We start from the raw sequence: 18,607 nt of genomic DNA on the forward strand, positions 1-18,607 counted from the left end.
GAAAAAACCCGGTTTCAATCTTAAGTGTAAGCCTCCATTGGTAAGCAAGAACAGACAAAATTACGATCGCCAAACGCATTATCTATCCTACCCACCGCAGGCCAAAACTTATATTCGCGAGTCCAAGCAGTCGGATAAGCAGCTTGCGCGCGAGTATAAGGACGGTTCCACTCATCAACCATCAGAGATTCTGCGGTGTGCGGCGCATTTTTCAACACATTATTTTGCGCGTCCGCATTACCCTTTTCAATCTCCGCAATTTCCCCTCGAATCGCAATCATCGCATCGCAGAAACGGTCTAATTCCTGCTTCGATTCGCTTTCCGTCGGTTCCACCATTACCGTACCGGCAACAGGCCAAGAAACAGTCGGCGCGTGATAGCCGTAATCCATCAGGCGTTTGGCGATATCTTCGACTTCAATACCTGCGGATTTTTTGAGAAGTCGCAAATCCAGAATGCACTCGTGCGCTACCAAACCCGATTTCCCTTTGTACAAAACCGGATAATAGGATTCTAACCGATGCGCCATGTAATTAGCATTAAGAATTGCAACTTTTGTCGCCTCAGTTAAACCCACTCCTCCCATCATCCGAATGTACATCCAAGAAATAGTCAAAATGCTAGCACTTCCCCAAGGCGCCGCCGAAACAGCACCTATAGAATTGCAATCTTTCTCCCCATTCGTTCGGGTATCAATCGATTGATTAGGCAAATCTTGCCCCCCCCTTGCTAAGGGGGGCTGGGGGGGATCTCCGGAAACATCAGGTAAGAAAGGCACTAAATGAGACATCACTCCAATCGGCCCCATACCCGGCCCGCCACCGCCGTGGGGAATACAGAAAGTTTTGTGCAAATTCAAGTGACAAACATCAGCACCAAAATCACCGGGGCGGCACAAACCAACTTGAGCATTCATATTTGCGCCGTCCATATAAACTTGTCCGCCGCAGTTGTGAACTATCTCGCAAATCTCTTTAATTTCTGCTTCAAAAACGCCGTGGGTAGATGGATATGTTACCATCAAAGCAGCTAGCTCATTTTTGTGTTTTTCAGCTTTTTTCTGCAAGTCGGCGACATCAATATTGCCTTGGGAATCGCAATCAACCGCAACTACTTTCATCCCAGCCATCACCGCGCTAGCTGGATTTGTGCCGTGGGCGGACTGGGGAATTAAACAGATATTTCGGTGAGATTCGCCTCGGTGTTCGTGGTATTGATGAATTACTAACAATCCCGCGTATTCGCCCTGGGAACCCGCGTTTGGCTGCAAGGAAATTCCTGCAAAACCTGTGATTTCTGCCAGCCACTGTTCGAGTTGCACGAACATCATTTGATAGCCGCGAGTTTGGTTGCGCGGTGCAAAGGGATGTATGTTACCAAATTCTGCCCATGTCACGGGAACCATTTCGGCTGTGGCGTTCAATTTCATCGTGCAAGAACCTAGGGGAATCATCGATGTATTTAGCGATAAATCCTTGGCTTCTAAGCGGTGCATATAGCGCAACAGTTCGGTTTCTGAATGGTAGCTGTTGAAAACTGGATGGGTGAGATAACTGGTTGTGCGATCGCAAAAATCAGGTAACATCATATAGGAAGTGAAGGCGTCTGCATTCAGCGGAACGCTCAGAGAATTCTCGCCGTCACCCCTGATATAATCCTTCTCCCGTCCAAAGATTCTCCACAACTCTTTGACATCTTCAGCGGTGACAGTTTCATCCAGAGTAATTCCGACGGTTGTTTCATCGAACACCCGCAGATTAATGTGGCGATTTTGAGCGGCTTGGAGAACTTCCGATAGCGGCTTATCTCCCAATTCTACCCGGAGAGTATCAAAGAAAGGTCGATCGCCAATTTTGTATCCAAAGCTGGCAAGACCAGATGCTAAAATCGCAGTTAAACTGCGTACTTGTTCGGCAATTTTTTTGAGTCCAGATGGGCCGTGATAAACAGCATACATACTCGCCATCACTGCTAGCAAAACTTGGGCGGTACAAATATTGCTAGTTGCTTTTTCGCGGCGGATGTGCTGTTCGCGAGTTTGCAAAGCCAAACGCAAAGCAGATTTACCGTTAGCATCTTTGGAAACGCCGACAATTCGTCCCGGAACTTGCCGTTTAAACTCTTCTCTGGTTGCGAAATAGGCTGCGTGGGGCCCTCCGAATCCCATCGGCACTCCGAAGCGCTGGGTGCTTCCTACGGCTATGTCAGCGCCGAATTCGCCGGGGGGTGTGAGGACGCAAAGACTCAAAATATCGGCGGCTACTGTGACTAAGGCGCCGGCTTGGTGTGCCGATCGAATAAAATCGGTATAGTCGTAAATTGCGCCATCGGTGGCCGGGTATTGCAGGAGCGCGCCGAAAATTGTACGATCGCACTCAAAGCTTTGATGGTCGCCGACAATCACATCAATTCCCAGCGGTTTAGCGCGAGTTTGCACCACTTCCACGGTTTGAGGGTGACAATCTTGGGACACAAAAAACGCTTTTGCTTTATTTTTATTAGCGCCGTAACTCACCGCCATAGCTTCCGCCGCCGCAGTCGCTTCATCCAGCAAGGAAGCGTTAGCAATTTCCAAACCGGTGAGCTCGATTATCATGGTTTGGAAGTTCAGCAAAGCTTCCAATCTCCCTTGGGCAATTTCGGCTTGGTAGGGAGTGTAGGCTGTATACCAGCCGGGATTTTCCAGGATGTTTCGCCCGATGACCGGGGGTGTGATGCAGTTGTGATATCCTGTGCCGATGTACGATCGAAATACGTGATTTTTAGCAGCAATTTCTTTCAATTCTGCCAAAGCCGCGTACTCGCTTTTGGCTGCGGGAAGTTGTAGGGGTTGATTCATGCGAATCGCTGCTGGAACCGTTTTGTCAATTAACTCATCAAGGCTGGAAAGTCCCAAAACATCTAGCATTTGCTGGATTTCGCTGGGTGTTGGGCCAATGTGCCGCCCCGCAAAACCCTCGATAGGGGAAAGGTTTTGCTGTTGGCTGGGTTCAAGTTGTGGGCTGTAGAGTACCAAGGCTGATTCTCCTGAATGGATTTCTTATTACTTTGTAACATTTCGCAAAGAGAACAAGGCAGATTTTCTGCGTCTATCAAAGTCCGGCAGTCCGACAGGGGTTGAAACCCCTGTCTCATAGCAGAAGTCGTCTGAAGACGACTGTAGATTAAAGTCGGTGGTTGAAACCGCAAAGCGAGTTAAACGAAGTCTGCTTTAGCTGACGAAGAGATCAAAGGGGTATTTAAGTCGGATTTGGTATCAGTCGTCTTTAGACGACTTGTGCTATTAGCCTGGGGTTTGAACCCCAGGCGGATTGTGGAAGAATCAAGGAACCCCATGCCCCATTGCCCTGTTTGGCCCATGCCCCATGCCCTATTCCCCTTCTACCATTTTGCGATAGTCTTGAACCGACAAAGCATCATCTGCATCGCTAGCGTTGTCAACGCGCACTTTCAGAAACCAGCCAGCGCCATAGGGGTCTTCAGCCAAGTTTTCGGGAGACTCTATAATGTCATCATTGCGTTCTACGACTGTACCGGTAACAGGCGCTTTCAAGTCTTCAACTGCTTTAACTGACTCGACCGTACCGAAAGCTTCGCCCTTTTCTAACCCTGCGCCGACTTCGGGCAAATCTAGAAACACAATATCACCGAGTTGGTCAACGGCAAAGGCGCTAATGCCGATGGTGGCTATTTCCCCTTCGAGTCGGATGTATTCGTGAGTGTCTAGGTATTTCAGGTCATCGGGGTATGTTAGTGCCATGTCATTTCCTCGCCGTAAAAAAGTATCAGTTAAATTTTATTAAATTATGGGCATTGAGTTATGGCTAACTCGAATAAAAAAAATATGAAACTTTTACTTTTCGGGGAATTCTCTCTTCAACGAGTCTTGAGTTCTATAATTTTTATCTACGCTTTTCTGTGTCTTTACGCTGTTTTTTTTTCAGACAGGTTGATTTTTCAACCTCCCGCTGCTGGCTACCAGGATACTAGGGAAATTATTAAACTGAGTTCAGCTAATGGCATGAAAATTTCTGCTGTTCATTTTCCTAACCCCCAAGCTCAATATACCATACTTTACAGCCACGGCAATGCAGAGGATTTGGGATACATTTGGTCGGTGTTGCGAGATATCCGAGACAGTGGGTTTGCCGTATTTGCTTACGACTATCAAGGTTATGGGACGAGTGAGGGAAAACCTTCTGAGTATAATGTTTATGGGGATATTGACGCGGCTTACGGTTATTTAACTGAACAGTTGCGAGTTCCGCCCAAGCAGATTATTCTGTACGGGCGTTCTGTTGGTGGCGGGCCGGCTGTTGATTTGGCTTCGCGCCAATCTGTGGGAGGTTTGGTGGTTGAAAGTTCCTTTGTTTCAGTTTTTCGGGTGTTGACGCGGATTCCGCTTTTCCCGATCGATAAGTTTGTGAATGTTGATAAAATTGGTAAAGTACGATCGCCCGTTTTAGTGATTCACGGTAAGGCCGATCGAGTGGTGCCGTTTTGGCACTCAGAGCAGCTTTTTGCGGCCGCTAAGCAGCCGAAACTGAATTTTTGGGTCGATCGCGCCGGACACAACGATTTAATGGAGGTGGCGGGCGATCGCTATGCTACCACTTTGCGAAGGTTTGTTCGTGCGATCGGCAATTAAGTTTGTAGTGAGGACTTTAGTCCTCAGAAAGAAGGACTGAAGTCCTTACTACGAACCTTTGATTTATTTAAGGTTGAATGAAGATGCCGATCGCATTATGGACTCTCGCAGCAGTAGACGGCGGGCGATCGAGCAAACTCCCTCCCAAATACAAACTCGTCGAACTTCCCCCATCCAAGTTTAAAGCCTCCACAGCACCCATTTGCTGCAAAATCTGCGCCAGTTCCGCGAAATTTGGGCCGGCCCCGCCCGCGCGGTTGTGCACCGCTACAATTAGCAAATTCCCCGCAGCAGTTCGACCGATCGCACTCCGAATCGCCGTCTGTCGAACATAGGCGTCGCTAAAGCCTTCCGCCTTAGCATCCACAGCCACTCGACTGTTTTGTACCAACACCGGCCCGCCACCGAGAATGTAGGGAAAGCGGTTGAAATTAGCCGGAATTGTGTTAGTTTCTAAACGCAATAAATTTCCTGCTACCAATTGGGATGCAGGGGAAAAATCGGAACGCAAAGCTAAAATATAACCGTTTCCGGGAATTGGAAAATTTGTTTTTGTCGCCGCACCTCCGGGGGATTGGCTGACAACTCGATCGCCCGCAACTGTTACAACTATTTCATTGTCGGAAAACGGAGTATAACTCGCTCCCCAATCGGGATTGTAACGACCGATTCCCGATTCTACGTAGGCACTATTTAACTGTGAAACAAGCAAACGCTGATTCGCAGGAGTTATCAAAGTTTCTTGCAAAGTCAAACGATCGATCGCAAATTCACCCCGATCGTTCCAGGCGATCGCCCCGCGATTCAATATCGGCCCGGAAAGCCATTTAGTATCCCGCCGAATCGCACCTAAAGCTAGTCGGTTGATGCGATTGAAAAATCCGGCGTTAATTGCAGCAGCAGTTCCCGAAAGTTCTGCTGTTTGCAGTAAAGGTGCAGTGCCTCTCTCTGTCGGCGGATTGCTCAACAGCGGTCGAATTTTAACTCCTGATTGACGCGGATTTACTTCTAAGGAATATACGGGGAAACGAGCTGTTCCTAAATTTTGATACTGTTGTCTCCATCGAACTCCGGCCGCCCAAGCAATGTCTTTTTCTACTAACGAGTCTGGCCGAATGTCGATTACTAATCGATGGGGATTTCCTAAACTGAAAACTTGTGGCCGCCAGCCTAAGGGAATTTTTACTTTGATTCTGGTTTGATTCCCCGCAGGTTCGATTTTTAGCGATCGCAATTGCTGACTGGTTGCAAAAATGCGATCGACAAAAGTGCGATCGACTTTGGCATCGATCGCGATCGACCATTCTTGACTGGTTATCTGCTGTACGGGTGCTAGCGGCTGCGAGAATGCTGGTTTTGTCGGGTCGTCTGGTGTTTCGAGGTTTGGCGCTGCGGGGCTGACCTGCAAAGGGATAGCGGGCTTTGTGGGGTCGTCTGTTGGCGATGGACTTGGTGTATCGACAAAGTTGACTTGCCACGGGGCGCTGCGATCGAGATCCACGACAATGCGATCGCCCGTTTCTCTGGCTGCTTGCCGAATTCCGGTGACATTTGCAGTTTGAGTGCTGATTTTTAGGAGATTGTTGTCGATCGATATTTGCCAGCCAGCAAGTTTAGCAAAATCGGTAATATCTAAGTAACGATACGCCCCAGTCGATCGCGCCCTCAAACTTTGAGCATTAGTCAAAGATACGGAAAACCACTGTACAGGTTGTTTTGTACTGTCGGCTGTATTGAGTAAATCCACTCCGGCAGATTGCATTAAGCCAACATCCGCAATCCAAGTTCGGAAATTAGTAGATGTGCTGTTTGTTGGCTGCTGAGTCCAAGCTAAGGGCAGAATGCGGCCGTTGAGAGAGACTTGGCGGCCTTGTTTAATTCTGGCAACTGGCGGTATAGATTGAGTCAAAAACCGATACTCCGACAGGGAATGAATTCCCCCTCTTATAGCTGAAGTCCTCTGAAGAGGACTGTGGGTTGGCATTTGAGTCGGTTTTAACCGACTTTCGCTATCAGCCAGGGAATTCATTCCCTGGCGGGCTGTGGAAGCATGAATCAGCCCAGCCCTCTCCCCCGACTGAGCTCTCCCCGCCAAATTCCAGACAGAGCTCAGGACGATCGCCAATACGGGCGAAATCGAGACTGACAACATCCAGGGCCAAACACTCGATCGCCGGATGTTAGCTGCTACTAGCCGTTTTTGTCTAATGTGCATTTTTTTATTCTGGAAACCTAAAACCATTAACCTTCAAAAACGCCTGCAATACAGCACAACGGTAAAAAATTCTAATTTTATTGGATAATCTTAATCTCTTTGGCTGTGTAGTTGGCTGTAGTTAGCTGCATAATATAAGGCAGGGTTTCATTAGTTGTGAGCCTCGCTGCTACAACACTACTTGCACCTACTCACGCCCGCGAGCAGGTGTCTTTTGTGTCAGGGGGCGCTGACGAAAGCAACTAAACACCGCAGCGAGCAAAATAAAGTTAGAGTTACTATCTACTGATGTTGGCTGCAAGGGGATCGAGCGGACTCAGGAAAAAACACACAAAAAACTCGTGAAGCGCAGCTATCGGGATCTTAATCGCCTGCAATCTATCTAGTTGCTGGGTAGCGATTCTTCAAAGGATCGTTGCTTTCTAACAGCAGCGTATTGTATGAGACATCTCCGAAGCGATTCGATCGAGATAATTTAGAATCTTCAAACAGGGTTTCAGCGTTACGTACAGGCAGCATCTACGTAAATTTTTATCAAATCAGCTTGCTATGTGCTGTTTTAAGGTTTACTAGACTCCCACCGCTCGGTAGTATTCTCTCTCCGAGCTATAAAAACGAATCAACCACACAATCACAGAAATAACATTCAATCAACATGGGTAACACGATCGATCGAAACAGCAACGTGCATCAAACTGAACGAGGAACTCCCTTTGCCGGCCAAAACTGGTTAGTGGAAGAAAGAGATGCCTGCGGTGTGGGGTTTATTGCAAACCAAAGCGGCGAAGCTACCCACTCACTTATTCAAAAAGCCCTCCCAGCCTTAACTTGTCTGGAACACCGCGGCGGTTGCAGCGCCGACTCCGATTCCGGCGACGGTGCGGGTTTGATGACGGCAATTCCTTGGGAATTGTTGCATACTTGGTTTGCCGAACAGGGAATTGTGCCTCCACCACAGGAAAACTGCGGCGTGGGAATGCTGTTTCTGTCCCAAGATGAAAGTCAAGCGATTACCGCGCGGCAGGTGGTTGAGGAAGTTGTGAAAGCACGCGGTTTCACTGTGGTGGGATGGCGCAAAGTTCCTGTTGAACCGTCGGTTTTGGGCCCGCAAGCCCGAGAAAATCAACCTCAAATCGAACAAATAATTGTAAGTTCACCGAACTTGGCCGGAGATGAGCTCGACAGACAGCTATTTCTCGCCCGCCGTACCATCGGACACGCGCTATCAAATCGCCCAGGCTTCACCCGCCAAGAATTTTATAGTTGCTCTTTTTCCTGCCGCACGATCGTCTATAAAGGCATGGTGCGATCGGCCGTACTAGCAGAATTTTACCTCGACCTCAAAAATCCCGCTTACAAAAGCGCCTTTGCCGTCTATCACCGGCGCTTCAGCACCAACACCATGCCCCGCTGGCACCTCGCCCAACCCATGCGCTTGCTGGGACACAACGGCGAAATTAACACGCTGTTGGGCAATATTACCTGGATGACGGCGCGGCAAGCCAATTTATCTCACCCGAATTGGAGTCAAGCGGATATCGACACGTTCAACCCAATTGTCAATCCCGAAAGCAGCGATTCGGCAAACTTGGACAACGTGATGGAAATGTTGGTGCACTCCGGCCGATCGCCCCTGGAATCCCTGACAATTCTGGTGCCCGAAGCCTACAAAAATCAGCCGGATTTGGCTCCCTATCCCGAAATTGTCGATTTTTACGAATATTACAGCGGCATTCAAGAACCTTGGGACGGCCCGGCGCTGCTGGTATTTAGCGACGGGAAGCAAGTAGGTGCTACGCTCGATCGCAACGGTTTGCGCCCAGCCCGCTACTGCATTACCAAAGACGGCCTGGTAATTGTCGCCTCCGAAGCCGGAGTTGTCGATATTCCCGAAGCAGATATTGTCGAAAAAGGTCGTTTGGGCCCGGGACAAATGATTGCTGTTGACCTGAAAACCAAGGAAATTCTCAAAAATTGGCAGCTAAAACAGCGGATTGCGAAGCGCCACCCCTACGGCGAATGGCTGAAACAAAACCGCGAAATTCTGCAACCGCAGCCTTTTGCGGAAACGGCAACCCTCGACTCACAAGCGCTGTTAGCCACTCAAACCGCTTTTGGCTACACCGCTGAAGATTTGGACATGGTGATTGTAGAGATGGCGAGTTCTGGAAAAGAACCGACTTTCTGCATGGGCGACGACATTCCCTTGGCTGTATTGTCAGAAAAGCCTCAGTTACTTTATAACTACTTCAAACAGCGGTTCGCTCAAGTGACAAATCCGCCCATCGACCCCCTGCGCGAGGGAATGGTGATGTCGCTGACGATGAATATTGGTTTGCGGGGCAATTTACTGCAAGCAACACCGGAAAATGCCAAGCTGCTAAAAATTGATTCCCCCGTACTCAACGACGCTGAACTGTCTTTTTTGAAAGACCAAAAGTCTTTCCCCGCAACCCAACTATCAACTCTTTACAAAATTACTTCCGGGCCGGCTGGTTTGCAAAGCGCAGTCGAGCAACTTTGTCAAGATGCAGTTAAATCGGTGCGCGAAGGTTCGAGAATTCTGATTTTGAGCGATCGAGTCTCGAAGGAAGAAGGAAGTTCGGCAACGGATTTTGTAGCGGATGTAGCGGATGTAGCGGATGTAATAAATACAAGAAAGAAGAAAGCGGGCGGATCTGCTTTGGGATTGAGTGATGAATGTACTTATATTCCGCCCTTGCTAGCCGTTGGTGCGGTTCACCACCACTTAATTAGCGTGGGGATGCGGATGCAAACTTCGCTGGTTGTGGATACGGCGCAATGCTGGAGCACTCACCACTTTGCTTGTTTGATCGGTTACGGCGCGGTGGCTGTTTGCCCTTATTTAGCCTTGGAAAGCGTGCGCGGCTGGTGGTTTGACACCAAAACTCAAAATTTGATGGAACATGGCAAGGTTCCCAAAATTACCGTCACTGAAGCTCAAGCTAAATATCGCACAGCGGTAGAAAACGGCTTGCTGAAAATCATGTCGAAAATGGGAATTTCCCTGCTGTCTAGCTATCAAGGCGCGCAAATCTTTGAGGCGATCGGCATTGGCACCGATCTGCTCAATTTAGGCTTCAAAGGTACTGTGTCTCGAATCGGCGGTTTGAGTATCGCGGAACTTGCTAACGAGATGATGTCTTTTCACTCTCAGGCTTTCCCAGAATTGCTGCTGAAAAAGCTGGAAAACTTCGGCTTCGTGCAGTACCGGCGCGGTGGCGAATATCACATGAACAGCCCGGAAATGGCCAAGGCTTTGCACAAAGCTGTGACTAGCTTTAAGCTTCAAACTAATGGTAACGGCAACGGGGCCGAACCAAAAATGACACCAATTGGTGACAAAAATCCTGAAACCGCCTACGACCATTACGAAGTTTACAAAAAACAGCTAGAAAACCGCCCGGTGACGGCTTTGCGGGATTTGCTCGACTTCGCTAGCGATCGCCCTTCAATTCCCATCGAAGAAGTCGAATCTGTAGCAGATGTTGTCAAGCGGTTCGCCACCGGCGGAATGTCCCTCGGCGCTTTGTCCCCGGAAGCCCACGAAACTCTGGCGATCGCCATGAACCGCATCGGCGGCAAATCCAACTCCGGCGAAGGCGGCGAAGACCCGATTCGATACAATGTGCTGAACGATGTGAGCGCGACAGGTTTCTCACAAACCCTACCTCACCTAAAAGGTTTGCAGAACGGCGACACAGCCTGTTCTTCCATCAAACAAGTAGCTTCGGGGCGTTTCGGCGTGACTCCCGAGTACCTGATGAGCGCCCAACAAATCGAAATTAAAGTCGCACAAGGTGCGAAACCGGGTGAAGGCGGTCAATTACCTGGGCCGAAAGTGAGCGAGTACATTGCCTATTTGCGCCGATCGAAACCGGGTGTGACTTTGATTTCTCCTCCTCCCCACCACGACATTTATTCGATCGAGGATTTGGCGCAGTTGATTTTTGACTTGCATCAAATCAATCCGAAAGCCGGAGTTTCGGTGAAGTTGGTATCGGAAGTTGGTATCGGCACTGTAGCTGCGGGCGTCGCGAAAGCAAATGCCGACGTGATTCAAATTTCCGGTCACGACGGCGGCACCGGTGCGTCTCCACTTAGTTCGATCAAGCACGCAGGTTCTCCGTGGGAACTCGGATTGACAGAAGTTCACCGAGTGCTGATGGAAAACAAGCTGCGCGATCGAGTTTTGCTCCGCGTTGACGGCGGCTTTAAAACTGGTTGGGACGTAATTGTCGGCGCTTTAATGGGCGGCGAAGAGTACGGTTTCGGCACGGTAGCAATGATTGCCGAAGGCTGCATTATGGCTCGCGTTTGCCACATGAATAGTTGTCCGGTGGGCGTAACAACTCAACAGGAACACTTGCGGAAACGGTTCCCCGGTACGCCGGAACACGTTGTGAATTTCTTCTATTTCGTAGCAGAAGAAGTGCGGAGTTTGTTGGCGAAGTTGGGTTATAAGTCGATCGCAGATATCATCGGCCGCGCGGATTTGCTGAAAATGCGCGAAGGGGTGAAACTAACTAAAACTCAAGCGATTAATTTGGATTGTTTGACGAAGTTGCCGGATACTAAAGGCGATCGATCTTTCTTAGTCCACGGCGACATTCACAGCAACGGCCCTGTGTTGGACGACGATTTGCTCGCGGATGCCCAGATTCAAAGTGCGATCGCCAATCACGGCACTGTCAGCAAGAGCGTAAAATTGGTGAATACCGATCGCACTGTGGGAGCGCGTTTATCAGGTGCGATCGCCCTGCAACACGGCAACACAGGCTTTAGCGGTGAAATTACCCTCAACTGCACTGGTAGCGCGGGCCAAAGCTTCGGCGCGTTCAATTTGCCGGGGATGACGCTGCGACTGTCGGGCCAAGCTAATGACTACGTTGGTAAAGGGATGCACGGCGGCGAAATTGCGATCGAACCGCCGGCTGGTGCGACGTATGATGCAGCCGAAAATGCGATCGTCGGCAACACTTGCTTGTACGGCGCAACGGGCGGAACCCTGTTAGCTGCGGGTAAAGCAGGCGAACGATTTGCGGTACGCAACTCGATGGCGAAAGCAGTCATTGAAGGTGCGGGCGATCACTGTTGCGAGTACATGACTGGCGGCGTCATTGTCGTCTTAGGAAAAGTCGGCCGGAACGTCGGCGCTGGAATGACAGGCGGCTTGGGTTATTTCCTCGATGAAGATGGCAATTTCCCGGCCCACGTCAACGGAGAGATTGTGAAGATGCAGCGGGTTTCTACGGCCGCTGGGGAGGCGCAATTGAAAGAGTTGATCGAGATGCAGCGCGATCGAACTAACAGCAAAAAAGCCGCGAAGATTCTCGCCAATTGGTCGGAATACTTGCCGAAGTTCTGGCAAGTTGTGCCGCCTAGCGAAGCGAATTCGCCGGAGGCTTCGGAACAAAAGATTGCTGTGAAAGCGTAATTTTGCAGCCCCGGTTTCTTTAGCTTATGGCCAGAAACCGGGTTTTTTCCGAAATCTTTGGTTGTAGTTTAGAGATTAGGTAAAAAACCCGGTTTCTTTAGCTTGTAGGCGCAGTCAGAAACCGGGTTTTTTGAGAAAATCTTTGGTTATAACCCACAGATTAGGTAAAAAACCCGGTTTCTTTGGCTTGATGCGTAACTGTTAGTATTCGATCGGGTTTCTGAGGTATTGACGTGGGGCGAGAAACCCAGTTTCTACGAAATTTTGTGTTGAGGAACGAGAAATCTACGGATAAGAAGTTTGGTAAACTATATCCCAGAATGAGGTCATTACCACTTGTATTATGATATATTGAAAAAGCAGATTTTTACTGAAAGGTGAATCGATGCCAACATTAACATTGACATTAACCGATGACCAAGTAATTGAATTAGCGGAAAAATTACCCGATCGCAAAAAACAGCAATTATTAAAACTATTACTGATGCAGCCTTGGGAATCCTGGGCAAAATTAACCCATGATGGCCCAGACAAAGCGCGACAGGCTGCTGAACAAAGAGGGAAAAATTGGGATGCAATGACAGAGGATGAACGGGAAGAATTTATTGATGAACTATTGCATGAAGAATAATGCTAAATAGCCGAGTTGTATTTGATACCAACATCCTCATCTCTGCCGTTCTATCAGCTAATAGTAAACCTTTTCAGTGTACAGCGCTAGCAAAGCGGGGGATAGTTCAATCTGTCACTTGCCAAGAAATTCTTGATGAATTTCAGGAGAAACTGCAAGGTAAGTTAAAATATGAAATAGAACGCGCAACAGCCTTAGTAAAAGAGGTAATTGACTACTCACGGCTAGTGACGCTAACCAATACTCTCAAAGTCGTCGATGCCGATCCTGATGATGATATGGTTGTTGAGTGTGCGGTTATTGGAAATGCTACCTATATTGTTACGGGCGACAAGCATCTTCTCTCGCTCAATAGTTATCAGAATGTTACCATATTGAAAGCAGCAGATTTTATCAATTTAGTCTTCTATGACTAAATTTAGTAGTGGTGAAATACTAAAATCTCAAAAAGATAGAGTGACAGCAGAATTAAAATACCGTATTATATAATGTCCGGTCAATTGATACGGAGATTCTTAGCAGCCGAGAAAGCTAGTCAAAAGATAGCAATAGAGGTAAAATCTTTTCTAGGGACATCCAACGTAACTGACTTTCACTTAGCTCTCGGTCAATGTCTCAACTATCGTTCCGCTTTAGAATTGACAGAGCCAGAACGAATTCTGTATTTAGCAGTTACCAGCGATGTTTACGATGATTTTTTTCAAAGAAGATTCATTCAAAGGGTAATTGCAAAGCATCAAATGAAATTGTTGATTTTTAACGCCCAGCAGGAGGAGATTGTAGAGTGGAGAAATTAGATTATAGTGAATTGGTGCAGAAAATCCTTAAAACTCGCACTGAAAATCGATCGCCCAACGATACAGAAACTCACTTAATCTTTGACCGAGAGCGCGATCGCTATCAAGTATTGCATATCGGCTGGCAAGATATGACGCGGGTATTCGGCTGTCTCATCTACATCGAAATCAAAGACGGTAAAATTTGGATTGAGCGCGATGGCACAGAAATCGGAGTAGCCAATGAATTAGTAGAAGTCGGAGTGCCCAAGACAGATATTGTTTTGGCATTTTACGCTCCCTACAGACGGCAATATACCGAGTTTGCGGTTGGCTAAAGGTCACATTGGCGATCGATCGACCTCCCAATCCCTGCCGGTTTTGCCTAAAATAGACATAACCCACACTCATAACATTTGTCATGCAAAGTTACACCCTCGCAGAAGCCTGCAATCCACAGGGGACAGTTTTTAACCGAGCTGCTGTCGAGCCAGTTTTACTCACCGATAAATCGCACCCCAGCCACGTAATTATGTCCGCTGATGCCTATCAGCGCTTGATTGAGCGACTGATGGAATTAGAAGATATGCTGTTAGGTAAAGCAGCCAAATCCGCGTTGAGTCAGTCTCAAATGGTGGGTGCCCAAACCTTTGTAGAAACACTAAAAAAACTGGCCAATGGCAAAACTTGATGGTTTACAAACATTTATTGTATCAAATCTGTCGGGCGATCGGCATTCGCGGAGGTGCTGTTTTCCACATCAAATCTATTTCTTCCGGTGTCAATCCGTAAGCTTGATTAACTAAGTCAGATAAACGGTGTTCGAGCCTCAACGCCTCAGCTTTGCGAGATTGAATGGCCGGTGCATATTCATGATAAGTTTCGCGGACTGCTTTTAGCCCAGCAACGCCGAGAGGATCTGAGGATTTAGTTTTCGGCATTCGCTTTCTGATTTCTGCTACGAATTCTGCAAAGGAAAGGGCCGAAAAATCTTCGAGTTTTTGTCCGAGTTTATCAATTAAATAAGTGATTTCCAGCCATTGCCAGACATCTCGATGAGTTTCTTGATTAGTTTTGGCGATTTCAATTAAACGGCTGACAATTGGTTCGACTTCGGCACGAATTGAGTCAGTTGGTGGTGCGATTGGCAGCTTTTCCATCAATTCGCCAACGGGAGTCAGTGCTTCATATTTCATGTGCGGTAAATACCGCCAATTGTGCCACCACATGAGTGCTGAATTAAGCACTCCCAAGATATACAATTCAGAGGTCGGAATAATGAAAGCTTTATTGTTTGTCAAATAACCCCTATTATCATAGCTATATGCTGGATGAAATTGAATTTCCTGATAGATAAGTTTAGGCTGTTGAAATAGGTTACAAAAAGATGGCGATGCTTGCCACTGCCACCATAATTGTTTGCCTGCTCTTGCTTCTAACTTAGTTCTATATTTTTCCAGATGAGATTTGATCGTAGGATAGTTTTCTATCTCAATATCTCTATGAGCGAAGATGATCCAAACTTCATCCCATTGAGGATACCAGCGTTTAATATCTTGACCTCGCAATAATGGCTTGATAATTTCAGCAGATTTAGGATCAGCTTGAACTATACTGTTTTTAGTAGCTTCATTAATCAAAAAAGCTTCGTTAAATCCTGTTAAGATACCTCGATAAGGCTTAACCCCTGCAAAATCTTTGAGCGGGACTCCCACTTGCTTTATTTTCTGCATCAACTCATCCACAGCAGGAGGTTCCAGACTCCAAGCACTCGCAGTAAAACGATCGCGCGAAATTTGATAACCCTGTTGTTGAACGTATTGTGTAAGGTTGATATTAGCAAGATCCTCACGCGGAACGCAACAAACGATCGCAGACGAATTAGGTTCCGATTTACCAGGATCAATCTCGCTTTCAGTTTCAGAGGTAGATATAGAAGCGTTAGGTTTTCTGACTGCGACAATACAGGGAAAAGTATCAGCATGCTCAAAAATTGGCGCGTGTCCGAAATCAATAATTTGCTCTAGCAAACCTTGAGTGGCAAAAAACTTGCGTAGAGGTTCGCCGTATCCCGATCGCAGCCATTTATTAGTTACAATATAAGAAAGCACGCCCTCCGGCTTGAGAATCTTTAACCCGAGTTCGTAAAAGTAAATATAAAGGTCAGCCGCGCCGTTATACGATTCATAATTTGCTTGCAAGTAAGGCTTAATAGGAGACAGCAACTCCTGCCGCACGTAAGGCGGATTGCCAATAACCACATCAAAACCGCCATCAGCAAAAATCTGGGGAAATTCAGCTTTCCAATCAAAGGCTGTATCTGCTACATTACTGTCAGCTACGATCGAGTTTCCCGCTTTAATGTTATCATCCAAATAAGTCAGCGTTTTACCCGCTTTGGCCGTCTTCAACCACAGGGAAAGTTTGGTTATTTCCGCCGATTATGACAGCAAATCTACGCCGTACAGGTTGTTGCTTAAAATAGTTCTGTCAAATTCAAGGGAGTTGCGATTATTTGGCTGACATCCCAAAGCATTCAATTCTCGATCTACTCTTTCGTACTGCTGCATCAAATAATCAAAAGCCGCAATCAAAAAAGCTCCCGAACCGCAGGCTGGATCGATGACTCGCGTTTTTTGCAGCACTTCATCTCGATAGGCTTCCCAAAACTTAATAGCACAAGACTTGCGCGCTCCGACCAAAGAAACCGGGTTTTTTACCGAATCTGCGGGTGAGTGCGAAGTATTTTCGTAAAAAAACCCGGTTTCTGAGTCCCCATGTGTATCCAAAAACCGGGTTTCTTCAAGAAACCCAGTTTTTTCGCTAACACCAAGTTGAAAGCTTGAACGCAATTCTTGTTCTCGGCGGTGCAAATAGCCGCCGAGAGAAACCTCCACAATATACTGAGTAATAAAAGCTGGCGTGTAGAACACACCTTGAGTTTTTCGCTTGCCTTTTTTCCGATCGTATTCCTGTCCGGCAGTCTCAGCATTTAACTCTTCCAAATCCGTCACAGACTGCTCGAAGATATGCCCCAAAATATCGACGGAAACTTCGGTATCAAAATCAAATCTGGTCAGCTTATTAAGCTGACTGCATAAGGGATTGGGAACACTCAATTGTGCGTCTAAAATCGGGTCAAATTTAAATAAACCGCCGTTGTATCCCGGTACAGGAGGGTCATCATTTCCCACATCTATCCAGCGAAAGACAGATTGATAATTTTCCCAAATTAATCTAGGATTGTATTGGTCTTTGTGGTCGTGAGCGTTGCTGAGGGTGTTTCGCGGCAGCAATCCTCTATCTTCACAAAAAGCAATGAATAAAACGCGGTCTAAAGTTTTTTGAGCTTTTTCGATAAGTATGCGATCGCGGTTGGGGATATCCGGCGGCCCGGTAAAGCGAAAATGCTTGACGAGAGAGAGTCGAATTGCTTTGTACTCTTCATATAACTGATTGGTAATTTCCTCTTGAGCTTCCTCAGATTCTTTTAACAGTCTGTCGATCGCAGAAACTGCTTGAGTTTGATTTTGGGAAGGCAAAAAATTGCGGCGGCACAGCAGAAAGTAAAACCGCTTAAAAGCTTCTATGTCCGCCAAATCAGTCAGAAAAAATTGTTCGTAATAAGCGGGAGTTTTATTGGTATGATAAAGTCGCAACTCTCGATAATTCGAGACGATAATCCAGCGACAATCTGGTGTATAATTAGCGTAGCGCCATCCTTGGTCAACTGCTGATTCCGATCGCGCAGGATGCCCATGTGATGCGGGACGGTCTAAATCATTTTTCGCTCCCTTGAGTTCGATCGGAGCAACAACTTTACCTTGCAGCTTAACTTGGCCTTGAGGATTGTCAGCAGCCGTAAAAAAGCCGATCGCCCCATCAGCAGAACCGCCGCCATCAGATATCGTTTGTTCCGCGTTAATTTCCCAAGCTTTCCCCGCACCTTGAATTACCGAGCAATATCCCAAAACATCCTGAAAAATATCATTAATAAAACTGCCATGCAGCGAAACTTCTTTAATTTCGTCTAACGTACCCGTTTTAAGTGCCGCAATCCACGTTCCCAATTTTTGGTGGCGCACTTCCATATCTTGCGGAAAGCTAAAAGCACGCAAAGCAGTGTTGAGTGTTTTGCTATGAAAAAGGGCGCGAGTAGAGCGATTGGTCATCTTTTAAAAGCAGATTAATTAAGTTAATTTTACAGTATATAAGTGCAACAACGGCTCAGACCTTCTGCCTCCCATCCAGTTAAACTCAAAACGGGCGATCGCGCAACGAAAATTTTCAGTGTGAAATCGTAATTTTGCAGCAAGTTAAATAATCACATTTATTGTACAATACGTAACGCATTAGGTGCACATTTACTTAGTCAAGAGCCTCTGACACGATTGTCTAGACGGACAGGCTGCACGCACAGGTACGATGGGAAAAGCAGGCAAAGCTTTCAGACAAGTGTTGGAAATTTACCGTTGGGTACACGAAATCAGAGATCCCACAGCAGAAACAGTGAGGGAGATTGTGAAGACTCTTCAAGAAATTGAGCCTCCGGCTGCGTCCAAGTTTATCGAGTTATATCTGGGCGACTTAATTGAGGAGAAGGAACAGCCTTAGATGGTAGCGGGGTTCTTGAGGAATTCTTGATAAATAGGACTTACTCACGGGCAGTCAGAAACCGGGTTTTTTACGAAAATCTTTGGTTTTTACCAATAGATTGTAAAAAACCCGGTTTCTTAAGCTTGATGCGTAACTGTTAGCTAAACTGGAGTATAATTTTTAACCCCACATTCCGCAGATGTGGGTCGGTTTTTTTATCAGTTGTGAAAACTTGGAATCCAAACGCTTTTGGGCTGAAATTATGCAGTATTAGCGTCACAG

14 protein-coding genes are annotated in these 18,607 nt (G+C 47.1%); 8 read left to right on the forward strand and 6 right to left on the reverse strand.

What is annotated here, in order from left to right:
• Positions 1-20 precede the first annotated feature (20 nt).
• Together gcvP and gcvH are read right to left on the reverse strand one after the other, a co-directional pair.
• Positions 21-3,017, reverse strand: coding sequence for an aminomethyl-transferring glycine dehydrogenase (gene gcvP / locus JGK39_RS20165; RefSeq protein ID WP_293254919.1), 2,997 nt, complete (start codon positions 3,015-3,017; stop codon positions 21-23).
• A gap of 354 nt (positions 3,018-3,371) precedes the next feature.
• Positions 3,372-3,761, reverse strand: a complete 390-nt coding sequence (gene gcvH, locus JGK39_RS20170; RefSeq protein WP_293254922.1) for a glycine cleavage system protein GcvH — start codon at positions 3,759-3,761, stop codon at positions 3,372-3,374.
• 60 nt (positions 3,762-3,821) lie between these two features.
• On the opposite strand from gcvH, the gene JGK39_RS20175 reads away from it, so the two are divergent.
• On the forward strand, positions 3,822-4,649 hold the full coding sequence (locus JGK39_RS20175; RefSeq protein ID WP_293254925.1) for an alpha/beta hydrolase: 828 nt from the start codon (positions 3,822-3,824) through the stop codon (positions 4,647-4,649).
• 67 nt (positions 4,650-4,716) lie between these two features.
• On the opposite strand, the gene JGK39_RS20180 is transcribed toward JGK39_RS20175, so the two are convergent.
• Positions 4,717-6,864, reverse strand: coding sequence for a phosphodiester glycosidase family protein (locus JGK39_RS20180; RefSeq protein ID WP_293254928.1), 2,148 nt, complete (start codon positions 6,862-6,864; stop codon positions 4,717-4,719).
• 378 nt (positions 6,865-7,242) lie between these two features.
• Positions 7,243-7,383 carry a hypothetical protein gene (locus JGK39_RS20185; RefSeq protein ID WP_293254931.1) on the reverse strand — a complete coding sequence of 47 codons (141 nt, stop codon included), beginning with the start codon at positions 7,381-7,383 and terminating at the stop codon, positions 7,243-7,245.
• 136 nt (positions 7,384-7,519) lie between these two features.
• Here JGK39_RS20185 and JGK39_RS20190 point away from each other — a divergent pair, with 136 nt between their 5' ends.
• The 6 genes from JGK39_RS20190 to JGK39_RS20215 all read left to right on the forward strand — a co-directional run bounded on the left by JGK39_RS20190 (position 7,520) and on the right by JGK39_RS20215 (position 14,420).
• Positions 7,520-12,322 (forward strand): glutamate synthase-related protein, encoded by a 4,803-nt coding sequence (locus JGK39_RS20190; RefSeq protein WP_293297231.1) that lies wholly within the window; start codon positions 7,520-7,522, stop codon positions 12,320-12,322.
• Positions 12,323-12,707: 385 nt separating this feature from the next.
• A complete protein-coding gene (locus tag JGK39_RS20195; protein ID WP_293297234.1) occupies positions 12,708-12,953 on the forward strand; it encodes a hypothetical protein in 246 nt (81 codons plus the stop codon).
• Complete coding sequence (locus JGK39_RS20200) at positions 12,953-13,369, forward strand: putative toxin-antitoxin system toxin component, PIN family (protein WP_293297237.1); 417 nt, start codon at positions 12,953-12,955, stop codon at positions 13,367-13,369. Before JGK39_RS20195 ends, JGK39_RS20200 begins: the two co-directional genes overlap by 1 nt.
• 84 nt (positions 13,370-13,453) lie before the next feature.
• Entirely contained in the window at positions 13,454-13,750 is a 297-nt protein-coding gene (locus tag JGK39_RS20205) for an element excision factor XisH family protein (protein WP_293297240.1), read from the forward strand.
• Positions 13,738-14,067, forward strand: a complete 330-nt coding sequence (locus tag JGK39_RS20210; RefSeq protein ID WP_293254943.1) for a XisI protein — start codon at positions 13,738-13,740, stop codon at positions 14,065-14,067. The genes JGK39_RS20205 and JGK39_RS20210 overlap by 13 nt, the downstream gene beginning before the upstream one ends.
• Before the next feature lie 83 nt (positions 14,068-14,150).
• Positions 14,151-14,420: a type II toxin-antitoxin system Phd/YefM family antitoxin gene (locus JGK39_RS20215; protein ID WP_293254946.1), complete on the forward strand. Its 270-nt coding sequence runs from the start codon at positions 14,151-14,153 to the stop codon at positions 14,418-14,420.
• Between the two features lie 22 nt (positions 14,421-14,442).
• Here JGK39_RS20215 and JGK39_RS33665 read toward each other — a convergent pair whose 3' ends face one another.
• Positions 14,443-16,140: an Eco57I restriction-modification methylase domain-containing protein gene (locus JGK39_RS33665; protein WP_366048922.1), complete on the reverse strand. Its 1,698-nt coding sequence runs from the start codon at positions 16,138-16,140 to the stop codon at positions 14,443-14,445.
• 30 nt (positions 16,141-16,170) lie between these two features.
• Entirely contained in the window at positions 16,171-17,901 is a 1,731-nt protein-coding gene (locus JGK39_RS33670) for a hypothetical protein (protein ID WP_366048923.1), read from the reverse strand.
• A gap of 253 nt (positions 17,902-18,154) precedes the next feature.
• Between JGK39_RS33670 and JGK39_RS20225 the strand changes: the two genes are divergently transcribed.
• The gene (locus tag JGK39_RS20225; RefSeq protein WP_293254949.1) at positions 18,155-18,343 is read left to right on the forward strand and encodes an XRE family transcriptional regulator; all 189 of its coding nucleotides are present in this window, start codon (positions 18,155-18,157) and stop codon (positions 18,341-18,343) included.
• Positions 18,344-18,607: the final 264 nt, after the last annotated feature.

The sequence above is a fragment of the Microcoleus sp. PH2017_12_PCY_D_A genome, from assembly GCF_020738565.1.
Classification (GTDB): Bacteria; Cyanobacteriota; Cyanobacteriia; order Cyanobacteriales; family Microcoleaceae; genus Microcoleus.

Bases quoted from the DNA above. Each gene is read 5' to 3' on its own strand.
- JGK39_RS20185 (WP_293254931.1), bottom strand. From the start codon at position 7,383: ATGCTGCCTGTACGTAACGCTGAAACCCTGTTTGAAGATTCTAAATTA.
- JGK39_RS20215 (WP_293254946.1), top strand. From the start codon at position 14,151: ATGCAAAGTTACACCCTCGCAGAAGCCTGCAATCCACAGGGGACAGTT.
- JGK39_RS20225 (WP_293254949.1), top strand. From the start codon at position 18,155: ATGGGAAAAGCAGGCAAAGCTTTCAGACAAGTGTTGGAAATTTACCGT.
- JGK39_RS20190 (WP_293297231.1), top strand. From the start codon at position 7,520: ATGGGTAACACGATCGATCGAAACAGCAACGTGCATCAAACTGAACGA.
- JGK39_RS20200 (WP_293297237.1), top strand. From the start codon at position 12,953: ATGCTAAATAGCCGAGTTGTATTTGATACCAACATCCTCATCTCTGCC.
- JGK39_RS20195 (WP_293297234.1), top strand. From the start codon at position 12,708: ATGCCAACATTAACATTGACATTAACCGATGACCAAGTAATTGAATTA.
- JGK39_RS20180 (WP_293254928.1), bottom strand. From the start codon at position 6,864: ATGCACATTAGACAAAAACGGCTAGTAGCAGCTAACATCCGGCGATCG.
- gcvH (WP_293254922.1), bottom strand. From the start codon at position 3,761: ATGGCACTAACATACCCCGATGACCTGAAATACCTAGACACTCACGAA.
- JGK39_RS20175 (WP_293254925.1), top strand. From the start codon at position 3,822: ATGGCTAACTCGAATAAAAAAAATATGAAACTTTTACTTTTCGGGGAA.
- JGK39_RS33670 (WP_366048923.1), bottom strand. From the start codon at position 17,901: ATGACCAATCGCTCTACTCGCGCCCTTTTTCATAGCAAAACACTCAAC.